Below are 22,157 nucleotides of genomic sequence, written 5' to 3'. Positions count from 1 at the left end.
AAGGGGAGAGATTTTTCATGATTGAAAACGGCGTGAACGTGAGAGAGCGAATTGCAAAACGTGCTGAAAAAGAAATTTTGGACGGATTTTATGTAAACCTTGGAATTGGTATTCCAACGCTTGTGGCTAATCATATCTCAGATAATAAAACGGTGGTACTTCAGTCCGAAAACGGTCTGTTAGGCATTGGACCATATCCGAAAGAAGGAGAAGTAGATCCTGATTTAATTAATGCAGGTAAAGAAACCGTAACGGCGACAAAAGGCGCCTCTTATTTCGATAGTGCTGAATCATTTGGAATGATTCGCGGAGGGCACATTAATATTGCAATTTTAGGAGGAATGGAAGTCTCAAAAACTGGTGACTTGGCAAACTGGATGATTCCTGGAAAAATGATTAAAGGAATGGGCGGTGCAATGGATTTAGTTCACGGAGCACAGCGCATCATTGTTATTATGGAACACGTGACGAGAAAAGATGAGCCTAAAATCTTAAATGAGTGCAGCCTCCCTCTGACAGGAAAAGAGGTAGTGGATCGTATTATTACAGATCGAGCGGTCATTGATATTACGGCAGAAGGCCTAAAGCTTGTTGAAGTAGCGAAAGGCTATACGGTAGAAGATATTCAACAATCTACAGAGCCAACTTTAATCATTGATGAACATGTAAAACTAGATGCATTTTGATTTTTGGTAACAAAAGCAAGAATATGATACAATATCTCTCAATTAAAGTAGCGGGGGAATTGTGATGGCTAAAAAAAAGCAAAAACAATCAGCACAAACAGCACAAAAACAAAATGATCAGCTCAGTATCAAAGATCAGCTAAATGATAGCTTATTAAAACAGCTTCAAGCTAAAAAACAGGCGCTTTCTTTAAAAGAAGAAGAGCAGAAAGAAACAGAGCGTAAAGAAGCTGCTCGAATTCGAAAAGAAAAAGAAAAAAATAAGTCGTTTGAAGAACTGTTAAATGAAAGTGATTTGAACTGGTCTGAATTTAAAAAATAAAAGCGCCGATAAAGGCGCTTTTATTTTTTAACGGTGAGCTTCGTATTGATTTGCTTTAAAGATCGATTGCAGCTTGCTAATTTCAGTGGGCTGAAGCGGGGAAGCCTCGACAGCTTTGACGTTTTCACGAAGCTGTGAAGAAGAGCTTGCTCCTGCTACAACCGAGGCTACCCTAGGATTAGATAAACAGTATTGAAGTGCCGTTGAGTTTAGAGAGTGAGTTGGTCGTACGTGACGAAATTCTTCTATCGTTTTTGCTAATTCCGTACCGCTATAATCTAAGTAGCCTTTGCCCTCGAATGCAGCAAGCTTTTGCTCTCCTTTATCGGTTAGCAGCCCTTTGGCTACTGGACCTCTCGCTACAACGCTAATGCCGTTGTCATGTAAAAGAGGAAGTGCACTTTCTTCAGGACGTCTGTCTAACAAGCTGTATTGCATCATGACGCTGACAATAGAAGAATTTTGCACATACTCTCGAATCACATTTGGGCGGATAGATGAAATACCATAGTAGCGAATGACGCCTTCTTGTTTTAATTCTTCAAATGCTTCAATCGTTTCCTCAATATTGTCTTCAACGGTTCCTCCGTGCAGTTGATATAAATCGATGTAATCTGTTTGAAGACGGCGCAGGCTTTCTTTTACTTCGTCTTTTATGTAAGCTTTAGACGGATCCCACGTCCAGCTGTCTTTTGCATCATTCCAGCGATTCCCCACTTTTGTGGCTAAAATAATATCATTTCTGCGTTTTTTTAGGGCTTGTCCCACAAACTCCTCGTTTAAGCCAAAATCATATAAATCTGCTGTATCGAAATAGTTAATGCCATATTCGAGAGCTTCATCAATCATATTGACAGCGTGTTTTTGTTCCGTTCCAAGAGACATGCACCCTAAACCTAATGTACTGACAAGCAAGTCTGAAGTACCTAAGCGTCTTTTTTCCATATATGTCACTCCTTATTTTTACTTGTTTCTATCTATTGTAGCGCTATGATAGAGGGAAACTCAAATAAGAAGATTAGAAAACTGCAGCACAATTAGTGTCTGCAGTCTGCTTGTTTGTAAGAATTGAAATTTTGAGAGATAGCGTTCGTCCATTCATCAACATACTGAAATTGTTCACCGTATTCTTTTAACTTTTGTTTGATTTCCCATGCTTTACCGACCAAAATGATTTGCTTCTCGTGAACATAAACTTTCATTTTTTCTACCTCCCAAGATTCGTATGATAGAATATATGTAAGAGTCAAAAAAATAGAACGAGGTGTAGAAAATGGATCATTTAACAGAAAAAATGCTGTCTTCTGAAAAGCTGTTTGGAGGCAGAGTGATTGATTTGTACTTAGAAGAAGTAGAGCTTCCAAACGGAAAAACGAGTACAAGAGAAGTAGTTAAGCACCCTGGAGCCGTAGCTGTCATTGCGTTAACAAGCGATCATAAAATGGTTATGGTCAAACAGTATCGCAGGCCGATGGATCGTATTTTAGTCGAAATTCCAGCCGGCAAGCTAGAAAAAGGAGAAGAGCCGATTGTGACGGCAAAACGTGAGTTAGAAGAAGAAACGGGCTATACGACAGATTCGCTTAGCCATATTATTTCTTTTTATACATCACCAGGTTTTGCGGATGAGTTGGTGCACCTTTATTTAGCGGAAGATTTAAAAGTGATGACCACCAAAGCGGAATTAGACGAAGATGAATTTGTTGAAGTGATGGAAGTTACGGTAGATGAGGCCCTTACTCTTATTCAAAACAAGGAAATTTATGATGCAAAAACAGCCTATGCTGTGCAGTACTTACAGTTAAAAAGCGGCTTAGGAGAGTAAGAGAGTTTTTTCTTTTACATACGAACGGCAATCTAGCAATTTAGAGGTTTACATTGAAACGTCATTTGATGTGAGAAAAAACAGGCATGCGTGTATCTTTAGCTTAAAAAAATGTGTGACAACTATATTTTAGTTGAAGGAACATCCGAACGATGAATAGAGATTCTTGATGAAGAATCAAATTCGTTCGGATTTTTTTAAGGTGATTGTGAATGTAGATTTCATTATGTCTCATTCTCTTTTTTTATTTGATAGATTCAAAAGATTCTTGGCATAGTTTTTGTACTCTATCATACACTCTATTAAGCGATTAATAGGAGGAAGACGATGAGAAAAAAACAATTGCCATTATCGTATGCAAGACATTTTCAAGAAAACAGTTCTATTTATTTGTTTGTGACCGTGCTGTTTTTAATGGGAATCATTTTTGGGGCTATTGTTGTAAATAGTTTGACGCTTGATCAAAAAGAAGACCTGTACTTCTATTTAAACCGGTTTTTCGGACAGGTAAAGAGTGGAGAAGTAGCAAGCAGCGTTGAAATGTTTCAGCAAAGTTTTTTTCATAATGTCAAATACTTAGGGCTCATTTGGATATTAGGAATCGCCATTATTGGTTTGCCTGTAGTGTTAATTCTGCTGTTTTTAAAAGGAATGGTGATTGGTTTTACCGTAGGCTTTTTAGTCAATCAAATGGGACTCTCTGGTTTTGCGCTATCTTTTGTATCTGTTATGCCGCAAAATATCTTTCTCATCCCCGCGTTTCTGATCTTGTCTGCAGCTTCCGTTGCCTTTTCTTTGAAGCTTGTGCGGCAGCAATTCTTTAAAAAAGCAGCGGAGCCAATTTCCGCATCCTTTTTACGCTATAGCGGCACGATGATTGCAATGATATGTTTGGTTGCCTGTGCGGCTACAGTTGAAGCCTACGTATCACCTACTTTAATGAAAAGTGTAATGGCTCTATTAAATAAGTAAGAATAAGTATTAAGTAAAAAGAATTCTTTTTTCTTATTAATAATAACTTTATTTTGACACCCTCGACACATCTGATATAATGGATTAGTGAATGGCGAGGGAGGGAATAATTATGGAAAGTCGAATTGAGCGAATTAAGCAGCAGTTGCACTCAGCTAGCTATAAATTGACACCTCAACGTGAGGCGACTGTAAGAGTACTTCTTGAACATGAAGAGGATCATTTAAGTGCCGAAGATGTATATCTCCTCGTCAAGGAAAAGTCTCCGGAAATTGGATTGGCAACTGTTTATCGTACGTTAGAATTGTTAACTGAACTTAAAATTGTTGATAAAATAAACTTTGGCGATGGTGTTTCTCGCTACGATTTAAGACAAGAAGGAGCCGCACACTTTCATCATCACCTTGTGTGTATGGAATGTGGATCTGTGGACGAAATTCAAGAAGATTTGCTTGAAGACGTTGAAGAAATTGTGGAAAAGCAATGGAATTTTAAAATTAAAGATCACCGCTTGACGTTTCATGGCATTTGCCATCGCTGTCAGGATAAAGAAGACAAGCAGTAAAAGCCTTTTCCCTAATGGAGAAGGTTTTTTGTTGTACATAAATAGAAAAAATAACGAGGTTACAAGCTACATGGTTTTATAGAAAGGAAGGAAATGACCAGGAGAGAACTCAGCGTATAAAGGCAAGAAACATGTATAAAACCTGTCCCAGTTGGCATATCTTCTAATAGAATCAAAAATTGGAGGAATTGTTTCATGAAATCATGGGCTGAAATGGTATATAATACATGTAAAGTATTTATCTTATTTACCGGGTTTACTCTTTTGTTTTATTTTGGAATGATATGGGTATCTCAAGAGTATCAAAATTATAAACGTTATGATGAGCCGTCGGGTTCAGCAGTTAAAGTCATGCAAGCAAGTGTGAACAAAGATCAGACGTGGCTGGAGCGTTTATTTATGTTTTATCAAAACGGGGAGTAGAGGCTATTGAATGATCAAATTCAAGATTTTATTCATTATTTAGTAGTAGAGCGGGGACTGGCGAAAAATACGATCGATTCGTATGAACGAGATTTAAAAAAGTATGCTCAATATTTAGAGCATGTAGAGCAGCTGAAATCATTTAATGAAGTAACAAGACTCCACATCGTTAATTTCCTGAAATATTTAAGTGATCAGCAAAAGTCATCTAAAACGATTGCGAGACATGTGGCTTCAACTAGATCTTTTCATCAATTCTTACTAAGAGAAAAAGCAGCGGATACAGATCCATCCGTTCATATTGATACTCCGCAGCTTGAGCGCAAGCTGCCAAAAGTGCTAAATGCAGAGGAAGTAGAGGCGCTGTTAAATGTGTTTGATACTTCGACACCTTTTGGCATACGAGACAAAGCGATGCTTGAGTTGCTTTATGCTACTGGAATTCGTGTGTCTGAACTCGTTAACTTAAATATTGATGATGCACATTTGACGATGGGATTTATTCGCTGCATCGGAAAAGGGAATAAAGAAAGAATTGTCCCCATCGGAAGGTTGGCAACGGAGGCGATTGAAGAGTACTTACAGCATGGCCGGAGTATTTTAACAAAGCAAAAGGAACAGGACAAAGCACTCTTTGTTAATCATCACGGAAGGCGTTTAACAAGGCAGGGGTTTTGGAAAATATTAAAAAAGTTAGCTTCTGAAGCAAAAATTGAAAAAGAATTAACTCCACATACTTTACGGCATTCGTTTGCTACTCATTTGTTAGAGAACGGCGCGGACTTGAGAGCCGTTCAAGAAATGCTCGGGCATGCGGATATTTCGACCACTCAAATTTATACACATGTCACAAAAGCGCGTTTAAAAGATGTATACAATCAGTTTCATCCGCGAGCTTAGGAAGATTCCAATGTCCAGTGAGTTTATAGACATTGGTTTTTTTGATTGAGAACACTTTCATTCATGTGTACAAAAAAATAAAAAGCGTCTATACTAATAGAGAGGTCAGACTTCTGACCAATAAGAGAAGATGGTTAAATTATTTCCAAACGGGAATTTTATAGAGAATAAATAAATTTATATTTGGAGGGAATAAAATGGCGCATACATATAAACGCGTATTTTTAATTGTCATGGATTCAGTAGGTATCGGTGAATCACCGGATGCTGAAAAATACAATGATAAAGGTGCCGATACGTTTGGTCATATTGCAGAGCACTGCAACGGTCTTCATATGCCTAATATGGCTAAGCTGGGTCTAAGCAATATCCGTGAAATTAAAGGAATTGATAAAGCCGAAAAACCGTTGGCTTACTATACAAAAATGCAGGAAGCTTCTGCGGGAAAAGATACAATGACAGGACATTGGGAAATCATGGGTCTTAATATTGATACGCCTTTTAATGTGTTTCCAGACGGATTTCCAGAAGAGCTGATTTCACAACTAGAAGAAAAAACAGGTCGAAAAATCATTGGGAACAAACCAGCATCTGGTACAGAAATTTTAGATGAGCTAGGAAAACAGCATATGGAAACAGGTGACTTAATCGTCTATACATCAGCGGATTCTGTTTTGCAAATTGCTGCTCATGAAGAAATTGTTCCAATTGATGAATTGTACAAAATTTGTGAGATTGCTCGTGAATTAACGCTTGATGATCCATATATGATTGGACGTGTTATCGCTCGCCCGTTTTTAGGTGAACCAGGTAACTTCACGCGTACATCCAATCGTCATGACTATGCATTAAAGCCTTTTGGACGTACAGTAATGAATGAATTAAAAGACAATGACATCGATGTTATTGCTATCGGTAAAATTTCTGATATTTACGACGGAGAAGGGGTCACAAAATCTCTTCGTACCAAATCGAATATGGACGGCATGGATAAGCTAGTTGATACATTAAACATGGACTTCACAGGCTTAAGCTTCTTAAATTTAGTTGATTTCGATGCTCTCTATGGTCATCGCCGCGATCCACAAGGATATGGGCAAGCGCTTGAAGAATATGATGCACGCTTAGAAGAAGTATTTGATTTATTAAAAGAAGATGATTTATTGATTATTACAGCTGATCATGGAAATGACCCTGTTCATCATGGGACAGACCATACGCGTGAATACGTGCCGCTTCTTGTGTACAATAAAGGCATGCAAGAAGGAAAAGAACTTTCTATTCGTCAAACGTTTGCAGATATTGGCGCAACAGTAGCGGAAAATTTTGGCGTAGCAATGCCTAAGCATGGAAAAAGTTTTTTAAAAGAGTTGAATTAAGCAGGGGGAATGGAGTATGAAAAAAGAATATATTGAAAAAGCAGCAGCATATATTAAAAATCAATCAGCTGTTACACCAACAATTGGGCTTATTTTAGGTTCTGGACTAGGGGTATTAGCTGACGAAATTGAAGGTGCGGTAAAAATTCCGTATAACGACATTCCTGAGTTCCCGGTTTCAACAGTTGAAGGTCACGCAGGTCAATTAGTAATAGGTACCATTTATGACGTACCGGTTGTAGCTATGCAAGGACGTTTTCACTTTTATGAAGGGTACGCCCTTGATAAAGTAACATTTCCAGTGCGCGTAATGAAAGAAATCGGTGTAGAAACGTTGATTGTAACGAATGCAGCAGGCGGAGTGAACGAATCCTTTAATGCAGGAGACTTAATGATTATTTCTGATCATATTAATAACTTTGGAACCAACCCTTTGATTGGACCTAATGACTCTGATTTTGGAGTGAGGTTCCCGGATATGTCAACTGCTTACTGCAAGGATCTTCGTCAATTAGCGAAGAAAGTAGGAGCTGATTTAAATATCGCCTTACAAGAAGGTGTATATGTAGGAAATACAGGTCCAACATACGAAACGCCTGCTGAAGTGCGCATGCTTCGCATTATCGGGGGAGACGCGGTCGGTATGTCTACAGTGCCAGAAGTTATTGTGGCACGCCATGCAGGTATGAAAGTACTAGGTATTTCTTGTATTTCTAATATGGCAGCTGGTATTTTAGATCAGCCGTTAAATCATGAAGAAGTGATTGAAACGACTGAAAAAGTAAAACAGCAGTTTTTATCGCTTGTAAAAGAAGTAGTAAAGCAGCTTCCAGCTTATCAAAAATAAGAAGAAAATATGGCTTCAAGCATCGAGAATTTCTCGATGCTTTTTTTATTTCCCTTAGTATAAATCGATTATACCTTGGAAAAAATAGGTTGTATAAAGAATGGAGGTTTGTGGAGATGAAGCGAACTATTGTAAAGTTACTCGTTGTCATATTTTTATTTCCACTTATGACGCAACCTGTTTTAGCCGCAGAAAAAAAGAATTCTGAGCTCGCTGACAGTGCTAGGTCAGCTATTTTAATTGAACGGGATACAGGAAAAATTCTATACGAAAAAAATAGTAATCAAGAACTTCCCCCTGCCAGTATGACTAAAATTATGACAATGATTTTAATTATGGAGGCTTTGGATAAAGGGAAAATTACCTTAAAAGATAAAGTGCGGGCAAGTGAATATGCCGCTTCAATGGGAGGCTCACAAATCTTTTTAGAGCCCGGTGAAGAAATGACGGTAAATGATTTGCTAAAAGGAATTGCAATAGGTTCTGGTAACGATGCTTCTATGGCAATGGCTGAATATTTAGCTGGATCAGAAGAAAAATTTGTAGCAAAGATGAACCAAAAAGCGAAAGAGCTTGGTTTGACTCATACAAAATTTCAAAATCCGACAGGCCTGCCCGTAGAAAATCACTATAGTACAGCTCATGATATGGCCATGATGGGCAGAGAGCTGCTAAAGTATGAAAAAATTATTAACTATACAAGTAAATACGAAGCTTATTTGCGCACGGATACAGATAAGAAGTTTTGGTTAGTAAATACAAATCGCTTAGTGAAGTTTTATCCCGGCGTTGATGGACTCAAAACTGGATTTACAGGTCAAGCTAAGTATTGTCTGACAGCTACCGCTAAAAAAGGAAATATGCGTGTCTTAGCCGTTGTATTCGGTGCAAGCACGCCAAAAGATCGCAATAATCAAGTAACCAAAATGTTAGACTACGCATTCAGTCAATATACAACGAAGCCTTTATACAAAAAAGGAGACGTTATTACTAAGATAGATGTAAATAAGGGTAGCGAAGATCAGGTAACAGCTGTTACGTCCGAGCCTATTTCTGTTTTATTGAAAAAAGGAAATGCAGCCAAAGACGTTAAAACAGAAGTGAAAATGAACGAGAAGCTAAATGCGCCTATTCAAAAAGGCGACAAAATTGGTATGTTGACCATTAAGAAGGATAACAAAGTAGTTAGTTCTTCACCGCTTCTTGCAAAAGAAGATATCGATGCTGCTTCTTGGTGGAAGATATTCAAACGTACATTCTCTATTTTCTCTCAAACATCGTAAACAGCTAAATGTGACGAAATAGAACTAGTTTTGTCGGTGAGAAGGATTCTATTCTGTCGGCAGCGAAAGACTGACTATAAGATTTCCGAGGAGGTTTGTATAGTGAGTCTTTCGATTGAATTGGAATTCAAACAAGATGTCTTGTTGGTTCGATTAACAGGAGAATTAGATCATCATACGGCAGAAGAGCTAAGAAGCAAAATCACCGAAGCGATAGAGAGGGAATCTATCAGCCATTTGATTTTAAATTTACAGCATTTAACCTTTATGGACAGCTCTGGCTTGGGGGTTATTTTAGGGAGATACAAACAGGTTCATAATAACGGCGGGGAAATGGTTGTATGCGCTATTTCTCCTGCCGTAGAACGTTTGTTTAATATGTCAGGCTTATTTAAAATTATTCGTTTTGAACCTAATGAAGAAAATGCGCTTCAAAAATTGGGGGTGGCATAATGAAAAATCAAATGAACCTCCAATTTTCCGCGCTTAGTCAAAATGAATCGTTTGCCCGCGTCACGGTAGCATCATTTATTACGCAGTTAGATCCAACAATGGATGAGTTAACAGAAATTAAAACAGTCGTATCTGAAGCAGTAACAAATGCTATTATTCACGGCTATGAAAGCAATCCGGATGGTGTGGTATATATTTCTGTGACGCTTCATGAAGACGGTGTAGTCGAGCTGATGATTCGTGATGAAGGAATTGGTATCGATAACGTAGATGAAGCCAAGCAGCCTTTATACACGACGAAACCAGATCTAGAACGTTCTGGGATGGGTTTTACCATAATGGAAAACTTTATGGACGAAATTCGAGTGGAGTCTACTGTATTAGAAGGTACGACCTTATATTTAAAAAAGCACTTAACAAATAGTAAAGCGCTATGTAATTAAGGAGACTTGCCAATGGATGTGGAGGTCAAAAAAAATAAAAACGAACCGTATTTAAAGGATCATGAAGTTAAAGACCTCATCAAGCGCAGTCAGCAAGGTGATCAAATTGCACGAGATACAATCGTCCAAAAAAATATGCGGCTCGTTTGGTCGGTTGTTCAACGTTTTATTAACCGTGGTTATGAGCCCGATGATTTATTTCAAATTGGATGTATAGGGCTATTAAAGTCCGTTGATAAATTTGACTTATCGTATGATGTTAAATTTTCAACATATGCTGTTCCAATGATTATTGGTGAAATTCAGCGATTTATTCGTGATGATGGCACGGTAAAGGTTAGCCGCTCTCTAAAAGAAATGAGCAATAAAATACGTAAAGCCAAAGACGAGCTTTCCAAATTACTTGGACGCGTCCCTACAGTCGCTGAGGTTGCAGAACATTTGGATCTCACTCCTGAAGATGTAGTGCTAGCTCAAGAAGCTAATCGTGCTCCTTCGTCTATTCACGAGACCGTCTATGAAAATGATGGAGATCCAATTACCCTTCTTGACCAAATTGCTGATCATACGGAAGCGAAGTGGTTTGATAAAATTGCCTTAAAAGAAGCAATTGAAGAACTTGATGAGCGTGAAAAGCTCATTGTCTATTTGAGGTATTACAAAGATCAAACTCAGTCCGAAGTGGCCGCAAGGCTGGGAATTTCCCAGGTTCAGGTATCGAGGCTTGAGAAGAAAATCTTAAAACAAATGAAGCTGCATATGAATGATACGTAATACTTAAGAAGCAATCCGTTTTGCTATTCAAAGAAGAATAGTGAAACGGATTGCTTTTTTTATTTGGTAATTAATGGTCTGTTCAGAAACGTGAATTAGAAAATTTAAGAAAATCCATACTACACGTACAGGGAGATAATGAATCGTAAGGTGTGATATGAATGGAAAACGTTCTTTATCTTAAAATGAGGCATCGTATTCAAGTAAAACCTGATGAGGCTGTAAATATTGGACAATTAGCAATGGTTATAGCAGGAGATTCTGTTCAAAAGCAAATTGAAAAGCTCATTGTATACCAAGTAAGTATGAGTGATCGAAATATTATCATTGTTGATTTAATGAAGGTAATTGAAAAAGTTGCCTCTCAGTATCCGCATTTAGACATTCAGACGATTGGACCCGCTCAAACGATTGTAGAGGTCGTGTATAAAAAGAAACAATATTCCTTTTTGTTTTTTCTAGCTGTTTGGTTTCTTCTCTTCATCGGAGCTGCTTTAGCAATTATGAACTTTCACGAAGATGTGAGTATGAGACAAGTACATCAAAAATTGTTCTATATGCTGACCGGTCTGAGAGATAAGCAGCCTTTGCTGATTCAAGTGCCTTACTCTATCGGTTTAGGCCTGGGAATGATTCTGTTTTTTAACCACGTCTTTAGAAAACGAATTAATGAAGAGCCTAGTCCTCTCGAAGTCGAAATGTTTAATTACCAGCAAGACTTAGATCAATACGTCATTATGCACGAGAATAAAGAAAGTATGAAAAAAATTGATGATCATTAACATTGTGATGACCATTGTAATTGGACTTGCGGGAGGACTGGCTGCAGGTGCTGGGTTTGTAGCATTTTTAACGGTGCTGGGCATTATTCCGCGTTTGATGCAGCTGACCAAAACCATGAAATACATTCAAGCATATGAATGGGGAGTGGTGGGTGGTGCTGTTACAGGCGGTTGGTGCAGTCTTCATCAATACACGTGGCAGTTTCCTGCGGTGCTTATTATGATCATAGGTCTAACGAGCGGTATTTTTATTGGGATGCTGGCAGCAGCGTTAACAGAAGTGCTTAATGTATTGCCGACGTTAACGAAACGGATAGGGATGGAAGGCAAGCTTATTTTATTGCTAATGGCCATTGTACTAGGCAAAGTATGCGGATCATTATTTCATTGGATTTATTTTGTTAATCAATAAGAAAAGGATGTATGTAACGTGGCAAATAATCAAAAATTAAAAGATAACTATCAAGAAAGTATTAAACCATTTCAGCCTAAACCTTCATATGTGGCAAATTGCCTAAAAGCCTTTTTGGTAGGGGGGATCATTTGTACATTAGGACAGGCAATTCAAAATTTCTATATTGCATTTTTTGACTTTAATGAAAAAAATGCAGGTAATCCTACCGTTGCAACCCTTATTTTAATATCTGCGCTCTTAACCGGGTTTGGGATATACGATCGTATCGGTCAATTCGCAGGCGCAGGTTCAGCCGTTCCTGTTACGGGTTTTGCCAATTCCATGACGAGTGCAGCGCTTGAACATCGAAGTGAAGGAATTGTTCTCGGAGTTGCGACCAACATGTTCAAGCTGGCTGGAAACGTCATTGTATTTGGAACGGTTTCGGCTTACGTTGTAGGAATCATTCGCTACCTTTTTAAAACTTATTTGCTATGAAAAGAGGGGGATTATGAGAAAAACTGGAAAGCAAACGTGGGTTTATGAAAATCCTATTTACATTAATGCTACAGGAACAGCAGTAGGGCCAAAAGAAGCAGATGGACCGTTGGGAGAAACATTTGATATTACACATAAAGATTTGCACTGTGAAGAAGACAACTGGGAGTTAGCTGAAAGAAGACTGATGACGGAGTCCATTGATTCCTGCTTGCAAAAAATAAATTTATCCTATGAAGACGTTGATTTGTTTTTGGCTGGAGATTTATTAAATCAAAACGTAACGGCTAATTTTGTAGCCCGACATAACCAAATTCCATTTCTATGCATGTTTGGCGCTTGTTCCACATCGATGGAAACATTAGCAACGGGAGCAGCTCTTGTAGATGCTGGGTTTGCTAATCGTGTTATTGCATCAGCGAGCAGTCATAACGCAACAGCTGAGCGTCAATTTCGAAATCCTACCGAGTACGGAGGACAAAAACCAGATACAGCAACGGCAACCATTACGGGAGCGGGGGCAGCGCTAGTCTCGAAAGAAAAAGGTATTGTGCGTCTCACGTCTGCAACGATTGGTCGGGTAATGGATTACGGGATTAAAAATGCAAACGATATGGGTTCTGCTATGGCACCAGCTGCTGCAGATACCATTCAAAGGCATTTGGAAGACTTAAACATCGCTCCAAGCGAGTATGATCTTATTTTAACAGGAGATTTATCTGGTGTAGGCAGTCCAATCTTAAAACAGCTGCTCAAAGACGAAGGCTACGATATATCAACCAATCATAATGATTGCGGATTAATGGTATACCGCCCTGATCAAAATGTATTTGCAGGAGGAAGCGGCTGCGGCTGCTCGGCTATTGTCACATATGGGCATATTTTAAATGAATTAAAATCAGGAAACTTAAAGAAAGTGTTTATGGTGGCAACAGGAGCTCTTTTAAGTCCAACGATGATTCAGCAAAAAGAGTCAATTCCAACAATTGCTCATGGCGTCGTCTTAGAACATATTGGGGAGGGGGGATGATCAATGGAGTATGTAATAGCTTTTGCTGTAGGAGGAATCATTTGCGTTATTGGGCAGCTGCTGCTTGATCTTGCTAAGCTTACTCCAGCGCATGTTATGAGTTCGTTTGTAGTTGCAGGAGCGATTTTAGATGGATTTGGTCTTTATGATAAGTTAATTGAATTTGCTGGCGCCGGAGCGACGGTTCCAATTACAAGCTTTGGTCATTCTTTGCTGCACGGAGCGATGAAGCAAGCCGATGACCACGGATTTATTGGGATTGGGATTGGGATTTTTGAACTTACCTCGGCTGGAATTTCAGCAGCTATTTTATTTGCTTTTATTATTGCGTTAATCTTTAAACCGAAAGGATAAAAGATTATGAAAAAAAGAAGGGTCATTATTGTAACCGATGGGGATGAATATGCGCGCAAAGCCATTGAGCATGTAGCCAAATCGGTTGGTGGCAGATGCATTTCGAGGTCATATGGAAACCCTACTACGTTAACAGGCAGTCAAACAGTAGATTTAATTCTTCAAGCACCATATGACCCCGTCTTTGTGATGTTTGACGATAGCGGTTTCTTAGAGGAAGGACCTGGGGAAATTGCTTTGCTCCATGTAGCAAAGCATCCTCAAGTAGAAGTTCTTGGAGTGATTGCTGTTGCATCACGTACTCATCAAAGCGAATGGACAAGAGTGGATGTGACCATTGATCGTTTTGGGGAAATATCGCATTACGGCGTGGATAAAAGCGGAATTCAAGAGTTAGAAGTCGGACGAATTAATGGAGATACAGTTTACTGCTTGGATCAGCTCGATATTCCCTTAGTTGTAGGAATAGGCGATATCGGCAAAATGGCTAGGATGGATGATGTTAAACTGGGATGTCCTATTACAGAAAAAGCAGCAAGACTTATTTTAGAAAGGAGCGGTTCGTTTGGATAAGCTAGCAGAGCAGAAAACAGCTATTTTTTCGAAAGTACAAAAAAACGATCAGTGGTTCAAAGAAAACGCTAGTATGAACACAAGTTTTGATGTGGGCGTGCGTAAACTACTTATTTTGGATCGAGAAGTTCACGTTTACTATGTAACAGGACTGTGCGATAGTTCATTTATTATTGAAATTACCAAAGTCCTCGTTCAAATTAATGATAATGAAGTTGAACGGGCAAAGCTAAAGGATATTGTTGAAAACCGTCTTATTCATCAGCAAGTCAAGCCTTTAAAGACGCTGGATGATGGAATGGTGTCGGTTTTATCAGGACTGCTATTCGTTTTAATTGACGGTGAAGAAGTTGGCTTTGAAGTCGATGTGCGTACATATCCTGGCAGATCCCCTGAAGAAGCGGATACAGAGAAAGTAATTCGCGGAGCAAGAGATGGATACACTGAAAACATCATTATCAATACTGCGTTAACAAGAAGACGAATTCGTGACGGAAGATTTCGTTTTGAAATTATGAAGGTAGGCGAACGATCAAAACTGGACGTAGCGATTGGGTACATAAATGGCGTAGCTGATCCAGGGCTGGTTAAACTGATAAAAGATGAACTGGAAGCAATTGATATAGATGGTTTGCCGATGGCTGACAAATCAATTGAAGAGTTTTTAGTCAAACAAGGAATTAATCCTTTTCCAATGGTACGCTATACAGAACGTCCGGACACAGCAGCAGCTCATGTACTAGAAGGGCATGTGATCATTATTACCGATACGTCTCCAAGCGTTATTATTACGCCAACTACGTTGTTTCATCACGTGCAGCATGCAGAAGAATACAGGCAGGCTCCTTCTGTCGGTACGTTTATCCGCTGGATACGGTTTTTAGGAATTCTTGCTTCTCTTTTCTTATTACCGTTATGGCTGTTATTTGTACTTGAGCCAGACTTGCTGCCGTCAAAATTGCAGTTTATTGGACCAAACGAAGCAACAAATATTCCAACTGTTGTTCAAATTTTCCTAGCTGATTTTGGGATTGAATTTCTGAGGATGGCGGCGATTCATACGCCGACGCCGCTCGCCACGGCGATGGGCTTGATTGCCGCCGCGCTTATTGGGCAAATTGCTATTGATGTAGGTCTCTTTGTTCCGGAGGTTATTTTGTATGTAGCTATTGCAGCAATTGGTTCATTCGCAACGCCAAGCTATGAGTTAGCAGTAGCAAATAAAATGCTGCGATTATTTTTGTTAATTTTTGTGGCGGCCTTTCATACTCCAGGGTTTCTTATTGCAACAACGTGTATCATTCTCTATATGGCGCGACTAAAATCGTTGAATACGCCCTATTTGTGGCCGTTTCTTCCATTCAATCCGCAGGCTTTATGGCAGATTCTCATTCGCACACCGGTTCCTGGAGCAAATCCGCGTCCTAGTATTGTACATCCGCAGGACAAAGACCGCCAGCCTGCAAAACCTTAAACAAAATATGTGGTTGAAACCTGTATGAAGATGTGATAGATTTGTTTTAAATATGGAAAATAATAAATATTTAGACAGTTAGCAGCGAATTGCCGTTAACTGTCTTTTTTACACTATACACAGGAACGGGGTCTAAACATGTTTTTACACGGAACAAGTCGCATAAATAAGCAGGGTCATCTTGAAATTGGTGGAGTTGATACGGTTGAATTAGCATCAAATTTTGGGACACCCCTTTACGTATATGACGTGGCTTTAATTCGGCAGCGTGCTAGAGGATTTAAAGAAACATTTGAAAAGCATGGGGTAAAAGCACAGGTCGCTTATGCAAGCAAAGCTTTTTCTACAATTGCCATGGTCCAAGTTGTTCATGAAGAAGGTCTTTCGTTAGACGTTGTTTCGGGAGGAGAACTGTATACCGCTTTAGCAGCTGACTTTCCGAAAGAACGGATTCATTTTCATGGAAACAATAAAAGCCGAGCAGAACTAGAAATGGCCGTCAAAGAAGATGTAGGATGCATTGTAGTTGATAATTTTTATGAAATTGCATTGCTTCAGGAAATAACGGAAAAGTATCAAAAAAAGATGCCTGTTCTTCTCAGATTAACACCCGGAATCGAAGCTCATACACATGATTATATTTTGACAGGGCAGGAAGATTCTAAGTTCGGATTTGACCTTCAAAACGGTCAGGCAGACGAAGCAGTTCGTCTCGTGCAGAAAAGCAAAGGGCTAGAACTTTTAGGTATTCACTGTCATATAGGATCGCAAATTTTTGAAACAACCGGATTTATTATGGCGACTCAAAAGCTTTTTGCAAAAATGAAAGAGTGGAAACAACGTATAGAATTTGTTCCGCAAGTATTAAATTTAGGCGGCGGCTTTGGCATTCGGTATACGGAAGAAGATCAGCCTATTCCTGTTTCGCAGTATGTGGAAGTTATTATAGAAGAGGTCAAAAAGCAGTCCAAACAGTTAGAGGTAGAAATTCCTGAAATTTGGATTGAGCCCGGCCGCTCTCTTGTAGGAGATGCTGGAACGACCCTGTATTCAATCGGTTCTCGTAAACATGTACCTAATGTACGCGAATATGTAGCGATTGATGGAGGAATGAACGACAATATCCGTCCGGCGCTGTATCAAGCGAAATATGAAGCAGTCATTGCCAACCGAATGAATGATGAGAGTGATGAGCTCGTATCCATCGCGGGTAAGTGCTGCGAATCGGGGGATATGCTGATGTGGGATGTACACCTTCCAAAAGCAAACCCAGATGATTTATTAGCGATGTTTTGTACAGGCGCATACGGTTATTCTATGGCAAGTCACTATAACCGTTTGCCAAAGCCAGCTGTCGTGTTCGTAGAAGATGGAGAAGCACAGCTAGTCGTAAAACGCGAAACGTATGAAGACATTGTAAAAAATGACGTGAAATACAAAGTGACGGTAAAAAAGTAACGAGTGATTAACGTAAAAAAAAGAGCCTCTTGTTCAAGAGGCTCTTTTTTTATGAGAATAACGATTTAATAGCATTAATAATATCAACAAAGAATTGCTTTAATTTATCAAGAAATGATTGGCCTTCTTCTGACTGAAGAAATGTTGTTACTTTTTCCTTTGTCGCGGAAAGTTGGTCTTTTACTTGATTCCAATCGATGTTCATATCTTTTAAACGATTGAAAAAATCAACAAGTGTATTAAGCTCTGAATCTGTTAATTTAATACCTAAATCATCAGCCACTCGCTGAATTAACGTGCGTAAATCATCCTTTGTTTGAGGATTTTCTTTGGCAATTTCTTCTTTAATCGTTGCCATAAACTGCGCTGCTTTTTCTTTACCGATTTTTTCACCAAGCTCAGATGTCTGGACCATCTCTTCATTGGCTGCTTTTTTTACTTCTTCTGGGATTTTTTGATCTGTTTGAACTTCATATGCTTTCATAATACCTGTTAAAGCAGCTGTACCAGATACTTCAAATGGAGCGGTAATCTGGATTTTTGCATCTTTAACGCCGGCGGTCATCAAAGCATTAATATACATGTCGTCTGTAATACCATTAATATTTTGAGTTGCTACGCTTAAACCTGAATCTTTTGAACCAAGGGTAATACTAGAAGATGAAATAGCACGAGATCCAATAGTAGCCTTTGGAATAAAGTCACCTAAATATTCATGCTCTTCTTGGTTTGTCACGGTTACTGTTTGAGCATTGCTTGGTGCATCAAGGTCATTTAATACCTGTTGCTTCTGAGAGCTGGTTAAGTCCTGACCTAATGTAATAATCACATCGCCAGGAGCAGCATCTGCAAAACTTTTTAAGGGTGCGGTTAGGAATAGAAGAAGACCTAATGTCACCATCATTGCTTTTATCGTTAATTTCAAACCTTTTTCCTCCTTTAATCCCATACTTGCCCTATTATAATACGGGCAGGTCTGAAGTAACAGAGTCAATTCATCATTTTCCCATAAATCAGTCTAGAGGCGTAGATTTCTATATAAAATGAAATCTATGTATCTCCATCACTGTATTAGACGGATGATACTATAAAAAGTTTCATCTCACAACTACTATTTTTTATTTAGAGCCCTATGAGAAGAAAGTGAAAAAGTGCATTCATTGAATTCATGAGCTTGTTTGTAGTAGAATAGAGTGAGTTTATAAATGTAAGTGTTCTGCCTCTAGGTGGCACTTACAACTTTTACGTTTTGCCGCTTTGATAGGGAAAAACAGAGCCTATAGCGGTACTAATACATATATTGGAGGTTATTTATATGAAAAAAGCAAGTATTTTAATGGAAAATGGCGAAAAAATTCTAATCGATTTATTTTCGAACGAAGCACCAGGAACAGTAGAAAACTTTGAAAAGTTAGCTAATGAAGGATTCTACAACGGCGTAACGTTCCACCGCGTTATCCCTGGATTTGTTTCTCAAGGAGGAGATCCAACTGGTACAGGTGCTGGCGGCCCTGGCTACTCAATTAAATGTGAAACAGAAGGAAACCCTCACAAACATGAAGCGGGTTCTCTATCAATGGCACATGCTGGTAAAGACACAGGCGGCAGCCAGTTCTTTCTTGTTCACGAGCCACAGCCTCATTTGAACGGTGTTCACACTGTATTTGGGAAAGTAACAGAAGGACTTGATACAGTGTTAAAAATGAAAAATGGCGACGTAATGAAAGAAGTAAAAGTCTGGGAAGAATAAGAGCATACTGCTATAAATGGATATTAGCTGATAAAACGTCATAACAACCTTTTACAGGGGGTTACGGCGTTTTTTCTTCGCGCAACAGCTCAAAAAGCGTAATAGATTAGGTTTCTCATACACGCATGACATAGGACAAGCTTTTGTGTAATATTGCTATTTACTTATAAATTTTGTATGATAAAAGCAGTAAAAAACGCAGCGCATTAATTTGTAGGAAAGTTTGAGGACGAGGGAGAATCGTATGCTTATTCGCTATAAACGAAACTATGAAAAAATTGCCATGGGTCTTCTATCGTTTGTACCTACGGAAAAAGATTTAAAAAAACTTCAACAAACGATGAAAGAATATGAGCAAAACGAACATTGGCAGCTGTATCTTTGGAAACAAGAAGAAGATATTATTGGGATTGTTGGCATTTCCATGCTCGATAAAAGTTTGATTGAGGTTCAACACGTCAGTGTAAACCCTTCACACCGCCAACAGGGCATTGGCAAAAAAATGATTAAAGCTCTTAAAGAAATGTATACGACTGCACAAATTAAGCCGAGTGAAATCATCGCTCCGTTTTATGAAAAGTGTCAGGCGGATGAATAAAGAAAAGCATGATTAGGTAAGGTGCAAAAGCTTCTTTCACATCTTAGTCATCATAAAACAACAGGTAGCTTCCGCTACCTGTTGTTTTGTTTTGCCAATAAGTTCGCTTGTCTTTCCGCAATCACATCTGACCGATCTCGCGTGCTGTGACGATGAACAATCGCATCATTTTGCAGATTAGAAGCTGATAACCAGACAAGCTGTTTATCAGTGCTTCTTTGTTTGCAAGCTCGTAATAATGCTGGATCTTCAATGGGTAAGTTAATACTTTTATATGGCTGATAGGTATCGATTAAAGCTAATTGTTTGCGAAGAAGTTTAAGCATTGAACTATAATTAAGTCCAAGCTGTGCAATATTTTCTTCTTCCTTTGTTAAAATTGCCAGCGCCTTTTGCATCGTTCTTTCGGCTCCGGTGAAATTTTGGCGTCGATGATGATAGAGTGAAACAGCAATTTGAATAAGACCAACCCAAATAATATTGCGGTGTCCTCTTTCGTCTTTTTTCCAGTGTTCTTCTAGCAGTTCATGACATTCAAAGTAATCTCGGTCGCCATGAAAATGAACTAAATAATCAATATAAGCTTGTGAATACAATCTTGTTCCCTCCTGGTAAGACTCTATATGTAGTGTATCACAAAAGTTAGCTATTCATCAGCGCGGTGCCTTTAAAGAGACAAACGTGCTCAAGGTATGGAGAACACGTTTGTTTTTATTCAATATGTGTGGTTAGAAGCGTAAGCAAGAACAACCAACAATAATTAATAAAATAAACAGTACAACAATTAAAGCGAAACCGCTACCGTATCCACAAGATTTTTCACCCATGCGAGTTCCTCCTTCAGTCATTCCAAAATGTTATTACCTTGACATCATATGTATGTTTAAACTTTTTGTATGGGCAAATGACCTATTTTTACGTTAATTTGTATTGGACATGTGTCTATAATCCTCTATACTAATGATAGTAACGTTATATAAAGCAGCAGAAATGATAAGCAATTGAAAAGTGTTGGTGAGATAAAAGTGGAGTATAGTGTAAAAGTAGATGCGTTTGAAGGACCTTTAGATCTTCTTCTGCATTTGATTAACCGATTTGAAATTGATATTTACGATATCCCAGTAGCGACAATTACTGAGCAATATATGATGTTTATACATACTATGAATGAGCTTCAGCTAGACGTTGCCAGTGAGTATCTAGTCATGGCAGCAACTTTGCTTCAAATTAAAAGTAAAATGCTTCTGCCTACGTATGAAGAAGATATGGATGAAATTGAAATGGTCGATGAAGAAGATCCGCGTGAAGAATTGATGCAGCGCTTAATTGAATATCGAAAGTTTAAAGAAGCGGCTGTAGAGCTTCAAAAGCTGGAAGAAGACCAAAGTCATGTGTATACAAAACCTCCAAGTAATGTGCAAATAAATGCAGAAGAACGTACACAGCCTCAGGATGAAGGATTGGATATATCACTGTATGATATGCTAAGTGCTTTTCAAAAGTTGATGAAACGAAAGCAAAACAAAAAGCCTATGCAGACGAAAATAGCAAGGCAAGACATTCCAATTGACAAGCGCATGAGTGAAATTGTGAATGAATTAAAAGCCTTTAAAGGGAAAAAAAGTTTTTATCAGCTGTTTCCTTATCAAGAGCGTGATCATATTGTTGTAACGTTTTTAGCTGTGCTGGAACTAATGAAAGAAAATGAAATCGTTGTGGAACAGCAGCACAATCTAGACGAGCTTTATGTATCGTATCGAGAAAGGAATGAAGAGGAATGACAACGAATAATCTACAGGCTATTATTGAGAGCTTACTTTTTGTTTCTGGTGATGAAGGTCTGTCCATTAGCCGGTTAGCTGAGATTATAGAAAAGCCTCATGAAGACATTCAAGGTGCTTTGGAGAGCTTAGAGCAGGAGTGTAAGTTCAGAGGAGTTACACTTGTTGAAATAGGAGGGGCCTATCAGCTTGTCACCAAAAAAGAGTATGCACCATATATTGAGAAGCTCGTAGAAGCCCCCGCTAATCAATCATTATCACAAGCAGCACTTGAAACGTTAGCTATTGTAGCGTATAAGCAGCCAATTACAAGAGCTGAAATCGAAGAGATTCGCGGAGTGAAAACGGAAAGGCCTCTTCAAACTTTAATTGGAAAGGTTTTATTAAAGGAAGTGGGACGAGCGGAAGGCGCAGGGCGGGCCATCTTATACGGAACGACAAAAGAATTTTTAGGCTATTTTGGCCTTAAAAGTATCGAAGGGCTGCCGCCGCTTCCAGAAGATTTATTACAAGAAGGAACCGATCAAGAAGCAGATTTGTTTTTTCAATCGTTTCAAGAAATGAAGTGAAAATGTAAAAGAACATAGAGTTTT

The 22,157-nt window shown here is 38.8% G+C and carries 30 protein-coding genes; 25 read left to right on the top strand and 5 right to left on the bottom strand.

Annotated elements, in window-relative coordinates; all coding sequences use genetic code 11:
- The first annotated feature begins 17 nt into the window (after positions 1-17).
- Together LJC66_RS22355 and LJC66_RS22350 are read left to right on the top strand one after the other, a co-directional pair.
- Positions 18-686: a 3-oxoacid CoA-transferase subunit B gene (locus tag LJC66_RS22355; RefSeq protein WP_016765510.1), complete on the top strand. Its 669-nt coding sequence runs from the start codon at positions 18-20 to the stop codon at positions 684-686.
- Positions 687-750: 64 nt separating this feature from the next.
- Positions 751-1,008, top strand: coding sequence for a YqkE family protein (locus tag LJC66_RS22350; RefSeq protein ID WP_050688188.1), 258 nt, complete (start codon positions 751-753; stop codon positions 1,006-1,008).
- Between the two features lie 27 nt (positions 1,009-1,035).
- Here LJC66_RS22350 and LJC66_RS22345 read toward each other — a convergent pair whose 3' ends face one another.
- Complete coding sequence (locus LJC66_RS22345; RefSeq protein ID WP_195695931.1) at positions 1,036-1,953, bottom strand: aldo/keto reductase; 918 nt, start codon at positions 1,951-1,953, stop codon at positions 1,036-1,038.
- A 92-nt stretch (positions 1,954-2,045) separates the two neighbouring features.
- Entirely contained in the window at positions 2,046-2,210 is a 165-nt protein-coding gene (mciZ, locus tag LJC66_RS22340; protein WP_013059085.1) for a Z-ring formation inhibitor MciZ, read from the bottom strand.
- 71 nt (positions 2,211-2,281) lie between these two features.
- Here mciZ and LJC66_RS22335 point away from each other — a divergent pair, with 71 nt between their 5' ends.
- The 19 genes from LJC66_RS22335 (at position 2,282) to lysA (ending at position 17,435) form a co-directional block, all read left to right on the top strand.
- On the top strand, positions 2,282-2,833 hold the full coding sequence (locus LJC66_RS22335) for an NUDIX hydrolase (protein ID WP_013059084.1): 552 nt from the start codon (positions 2,282-2,284) through the stop codon (positions 2,831-2,833).
- A gap of 327 nt (positions 2,834-3,160) precedes the next feature.
- Positions 3,161-3,805: a stage II sporulation protein M gene (gene spoIIM, locus LJC66_RS22330; protein WP_025750451.1), complete on the top strand. Its 645-nt coding sequence runs from the start codon at positions 3,161-3,163 to the stop codon at positions 3,803-3,805.
- 112 nt (positions 3,806-3,917) lie between these two features.
- A complete protein-coding gene (fur, locus tag LJC66_RS22325; protein ID WP_013059082.1) occupies positions 3,918-4,370 on the top strand; it encodes a ferric iron uptake transcriptional regulator in 453 nt (150 codons plus the stop codon).
- Positions 4,371-4,565: 195 nt separating this feature from the next.
- Entirely contained in the window at positions 4,566-4,793 is a 228-nt protein-coding gene (locus LJC66_RS22320; protein ID WP_013059081.1) for a YqzK family protein, read from the top strand.
- 6 nt (positions 4,794-4,799) lie between these two features.
- Complete coding sequence (gene xerD, locus LJC66_RS22315; RefSeq protein ID WP_028411550.1) at positions 4,800-5,693, top strand: site-specific tyrosine recombinase XerD; 894 nt, start codon at positions 4,800-4,802, stop codon at positions 5,691-5,693.
- Between the two features lie 197 nt (positions 5,694-5,890).
- Positions 5,891-7,072: a phosphopentomutase gene (gene deoB / locus LJC66_RS22310; RefSeq protein WP_025750449.1), complete on the top strand. Its 1,182-nt coding sequence runs from the start codon at positions 5,891-5,893 to the stop codon at positions 7,070-7,072.
- A gap of 16 nt (positions 7,073-7,088) precedes the next feature.
- Complete coding sequence (locus LJC66_RS22305) at positions 7,089-7,919, top strand: purine-nucleoside phosphorylase (protein WP_230933559.1); 831 nt, start codon at positions 7,089-7,091, stop codon at positions 7,917-7,919.
- Between the two features lie 116 nt (positions 7,920-8,035).
- Complete coding sequence (locus tag LJC66_RS22300) at positions 8,036-9,202, top strand: D-alanyl-D-alanine carboxypeptidase family protein (RefSeq protein ID WP_025750447.1); 1,167 nt, start codon at positions 8,036-8,038, stop codon at positions 9,200-9,202.
- A 102-nt stretch (positions 9,203-9,304) separates the two neighbouring features.
- A complete protein-coding gene (gene spoIIAA / locus LJC66_RS22295; RefSeq protein WP_116514821.1) occupies positions 9,305-9,655 on the top strand; it encodes an anti-sigma F factor antagonist in 351 nt (116 codons plus the stop codon).
- Positions 9,655-10,098, top strand: coding sequence for an anti-sigma F factor (gene spoIIAB / locus LJC66_RS22290; RefSeq protein WP_013084935.1), 444 nt, complete (start codon positions 9,655-9,657; stop codon positions 10,096-10,098). Before spoIIAA ends, spoIIAB begins: the two co-directional genes overlap by 1 nt.
- Before the next feature lie 12 nt (positions 10,099-10,110).
- Positions 10,111-10,872 carry an RNA polymerase sporulation sigma factor SigF gene (gene sigF, locus LJC66_RS22285; protein ID WP_230933558.1) on the top strand — a complete coding sequence of 254 codons (762 nt, stop codon included), beginning with the start codon at positions 10,111-10,113 and terminating at the stop codon, positions 10,870-10,872.
- A gap of 161 nt (positions 10,873-11,033) precedes the next feature.
- Positions 11,034-11,654, top strand: a complete 621-nt coding sequence (locus LJC66_RS22280) for a stage V sporulation protein AA (protein WP_045292952.1) — start codon at positions 11,034-11,036, stop codon at positions 11,652-11,654.
- Entirely contained in the window at positions 11,644-12,066 is a 423-nt protein-coding gene (locus tag LJC66_RS22275) for a stage V sporulation protein AB (RefSeq protein WP_014458301.1), read from the top strand. The genes LJC66_RS22280 and LJC66_RS22275 overlap by 11 nt, the downstream gene beginning before the upstream one ends.
- Positions 12,067-12,084: 18 nt before the next feature.
- Complete coding sequence (gene spoVAC / locus LJC66_RS22270) at positions 12,085-12,546, top strand: stage V sporulation protein AC (RefSeq protein WP_028411545.1); 462 nt, start codon at positions 12,085-12,087, stop codon at positions 12,544-12,546.
- A gap of 13 nt (positions 12,547-12,559) precedes the next feature.
- A complete protein-coding gene (gene spoVAD, locus LJC66_RS22265) occupies positions 12,560-13,576 on the top strand; it encodes a stage V sporulation protein AD (protein ID WP_043976324.1) in 1,017 nt (338 codons plus the stop codon).
- A gap of 3 nt (positions 13,577-13,579) precedes the next feature.
- Positions 13,580-13,930, top strand: a complete 351-nt coding sequence (gene spoVAE, locus LJC66_RS22260; protein ID WP_013059069.1) for a stage V sporulation protein AE — start codon at positions 13,580-13,582, stop codon at positions 13,928-13,930.
- A 6-nt stretch (positions 13,931-13,936) separates the two neighbouring features.
- The gene (gene spoVAEA / locus LJC66_RS22255; RefSeq protein WP_071270796.1) at positions 13,937-14,503 is read left to right on the top strand and encodes a stage V sporulation protein SpoVABEA; all 567 of its coding nucleotides are present in this window, start codon (positions 13,937-13,939) and stop codon (positions 14,501-14,503) included.
- Entirely contained in the window at positions 14,496-15,977 is a 1,482-nt protein-coding gene (locus tag LJC66_RS22250; RefSeq protein WP_045292948.1) for a spore germination protein, read from the top strand. Before spoVAEA ends, LJC66_RS22250 begins: the two co-directional genes overlap by 8 nt.
- 138 nt (positions 15,978-16,115) lie before the next feature.
- A complete protein-coding gene (lysA, locus tag LJC66_RS22245) occupies positions 16,116-17,435 on the top strand; it encodes a diaminopimelate decarboxylase (RefSeq protein ID WP_071270802.1) in 1,320 nt (439 codons plus the stop codon).
- Positions 17,436-17,484: 49 nt separating this feature from the next.
- Here lysA and LJC66_RS22240 read toward each other — a convergent pair whose 3' ends face one another.
- A complete protein-coding gene (locus LJC66_RS22240; protein ID WP_230933557.1) occupies positions 17,485-18,360 on the bottom strand; it encodes a DUF1002 domain-containing protein in 876 nt (291 codons plus the stop codon).
- A 390-nt stretch (positions 18,361-18,750) separates the two neighbouring features.
- On the opposite strand from LJC66_RS22240, the gene LJC66_RS22235 reads away from it, so the two are divergent.
- Positions 18,751-19,185: a peptidylprolyl isomerase gene (locus LJC66_RS22235; protein WP_230933556.1), complete on the top strand. Its 435-nt coding sequence runs from the start codon at positions 18,751-18,753 to the stop codon at positions 19,183-19,185.
- Between the two features lie 244 nt (positions 19,186-19,429).
- Positions 19,430-19,783, top strand: a complete 354-nt coding sequence (locus tag LJC66_RS22230) for a GNAT family N-acetyltransferase (protein WP_013059063.1) — start codon at positions 19,430-19,432, stop codon at positions 19,781-19,783.
- Positions 19,784-19,857: 74 nt separating this feature from the next.
- Here the strand turns inward: LJC66_RS22230 and LJC66_RS22225 are convergent, their stop codons facing one another.
- Positions 19,858-20,379, bottom strand: coding sequence for a DUF309 domain-containing protein (locus tag LJC66_RS22225; protein WP_230933555.1), 522 nt, complete (start codon positions 20,377-20,379; stop codon positions 19,858-19,860).
- Between the two features lie 132 nt (positions 20,380-20,511).
- Positions 20,512-20,610 (bottom strand): YjcZ family sporulation protein, encoded by a 99-nt coding sequence (locus tag LJC66_RS22220; protein WP_170836726.1) that lies wholly within the window; start codon positions 20,608-20,610, stop codon positions 20,512-20,514.
- Positions 20,611-20,808: 198 nt separating this feature from the next.
- On the opposite strand from LJC66_RS22220, the gene LJC66_RS22215 reads away from it, so the two are divergent.
- Positions 20,809-21,564, top strand: coding sequence for a segregation/condensation protein A (locus LJC66_RS22215; RefSeq protein ID WP_013059060.1), 756 nt, complete (start codon positions 20,809-20,811; stop codon positions 21,562-21,564).
- Positions 21,561-22,133 (top strand): SMC-Scp complex subunit ScpB, encoded by a 573-nt coding sequence (gene scpB, locus LJC66_RS22210; RefSeq protein ID WP_230933554.1) that lies wholly within the window; start codon positions 21,561-21,563, stop codon positions 22,131-22,133. The genes LJC66_RS22215 and scpB overlap by 4 nt, the downstream gene beginning before the upstream one ends.
- The last annotated feature ends 24 nt before the right edge of the window (positions 22,134-22,157 follow it).

This window comes from Priestia sp. TSO9 (genome assembly GCF_021029645.1).
Lineage (GTDB): Bacteria > Bacillota > Bacilli > Bacillales > Bacillaceae_H > Priestia > Priestia megaterium_E.
This window is presented reverse-complemented; position numbering and strand designations above follow the sequence as displayed.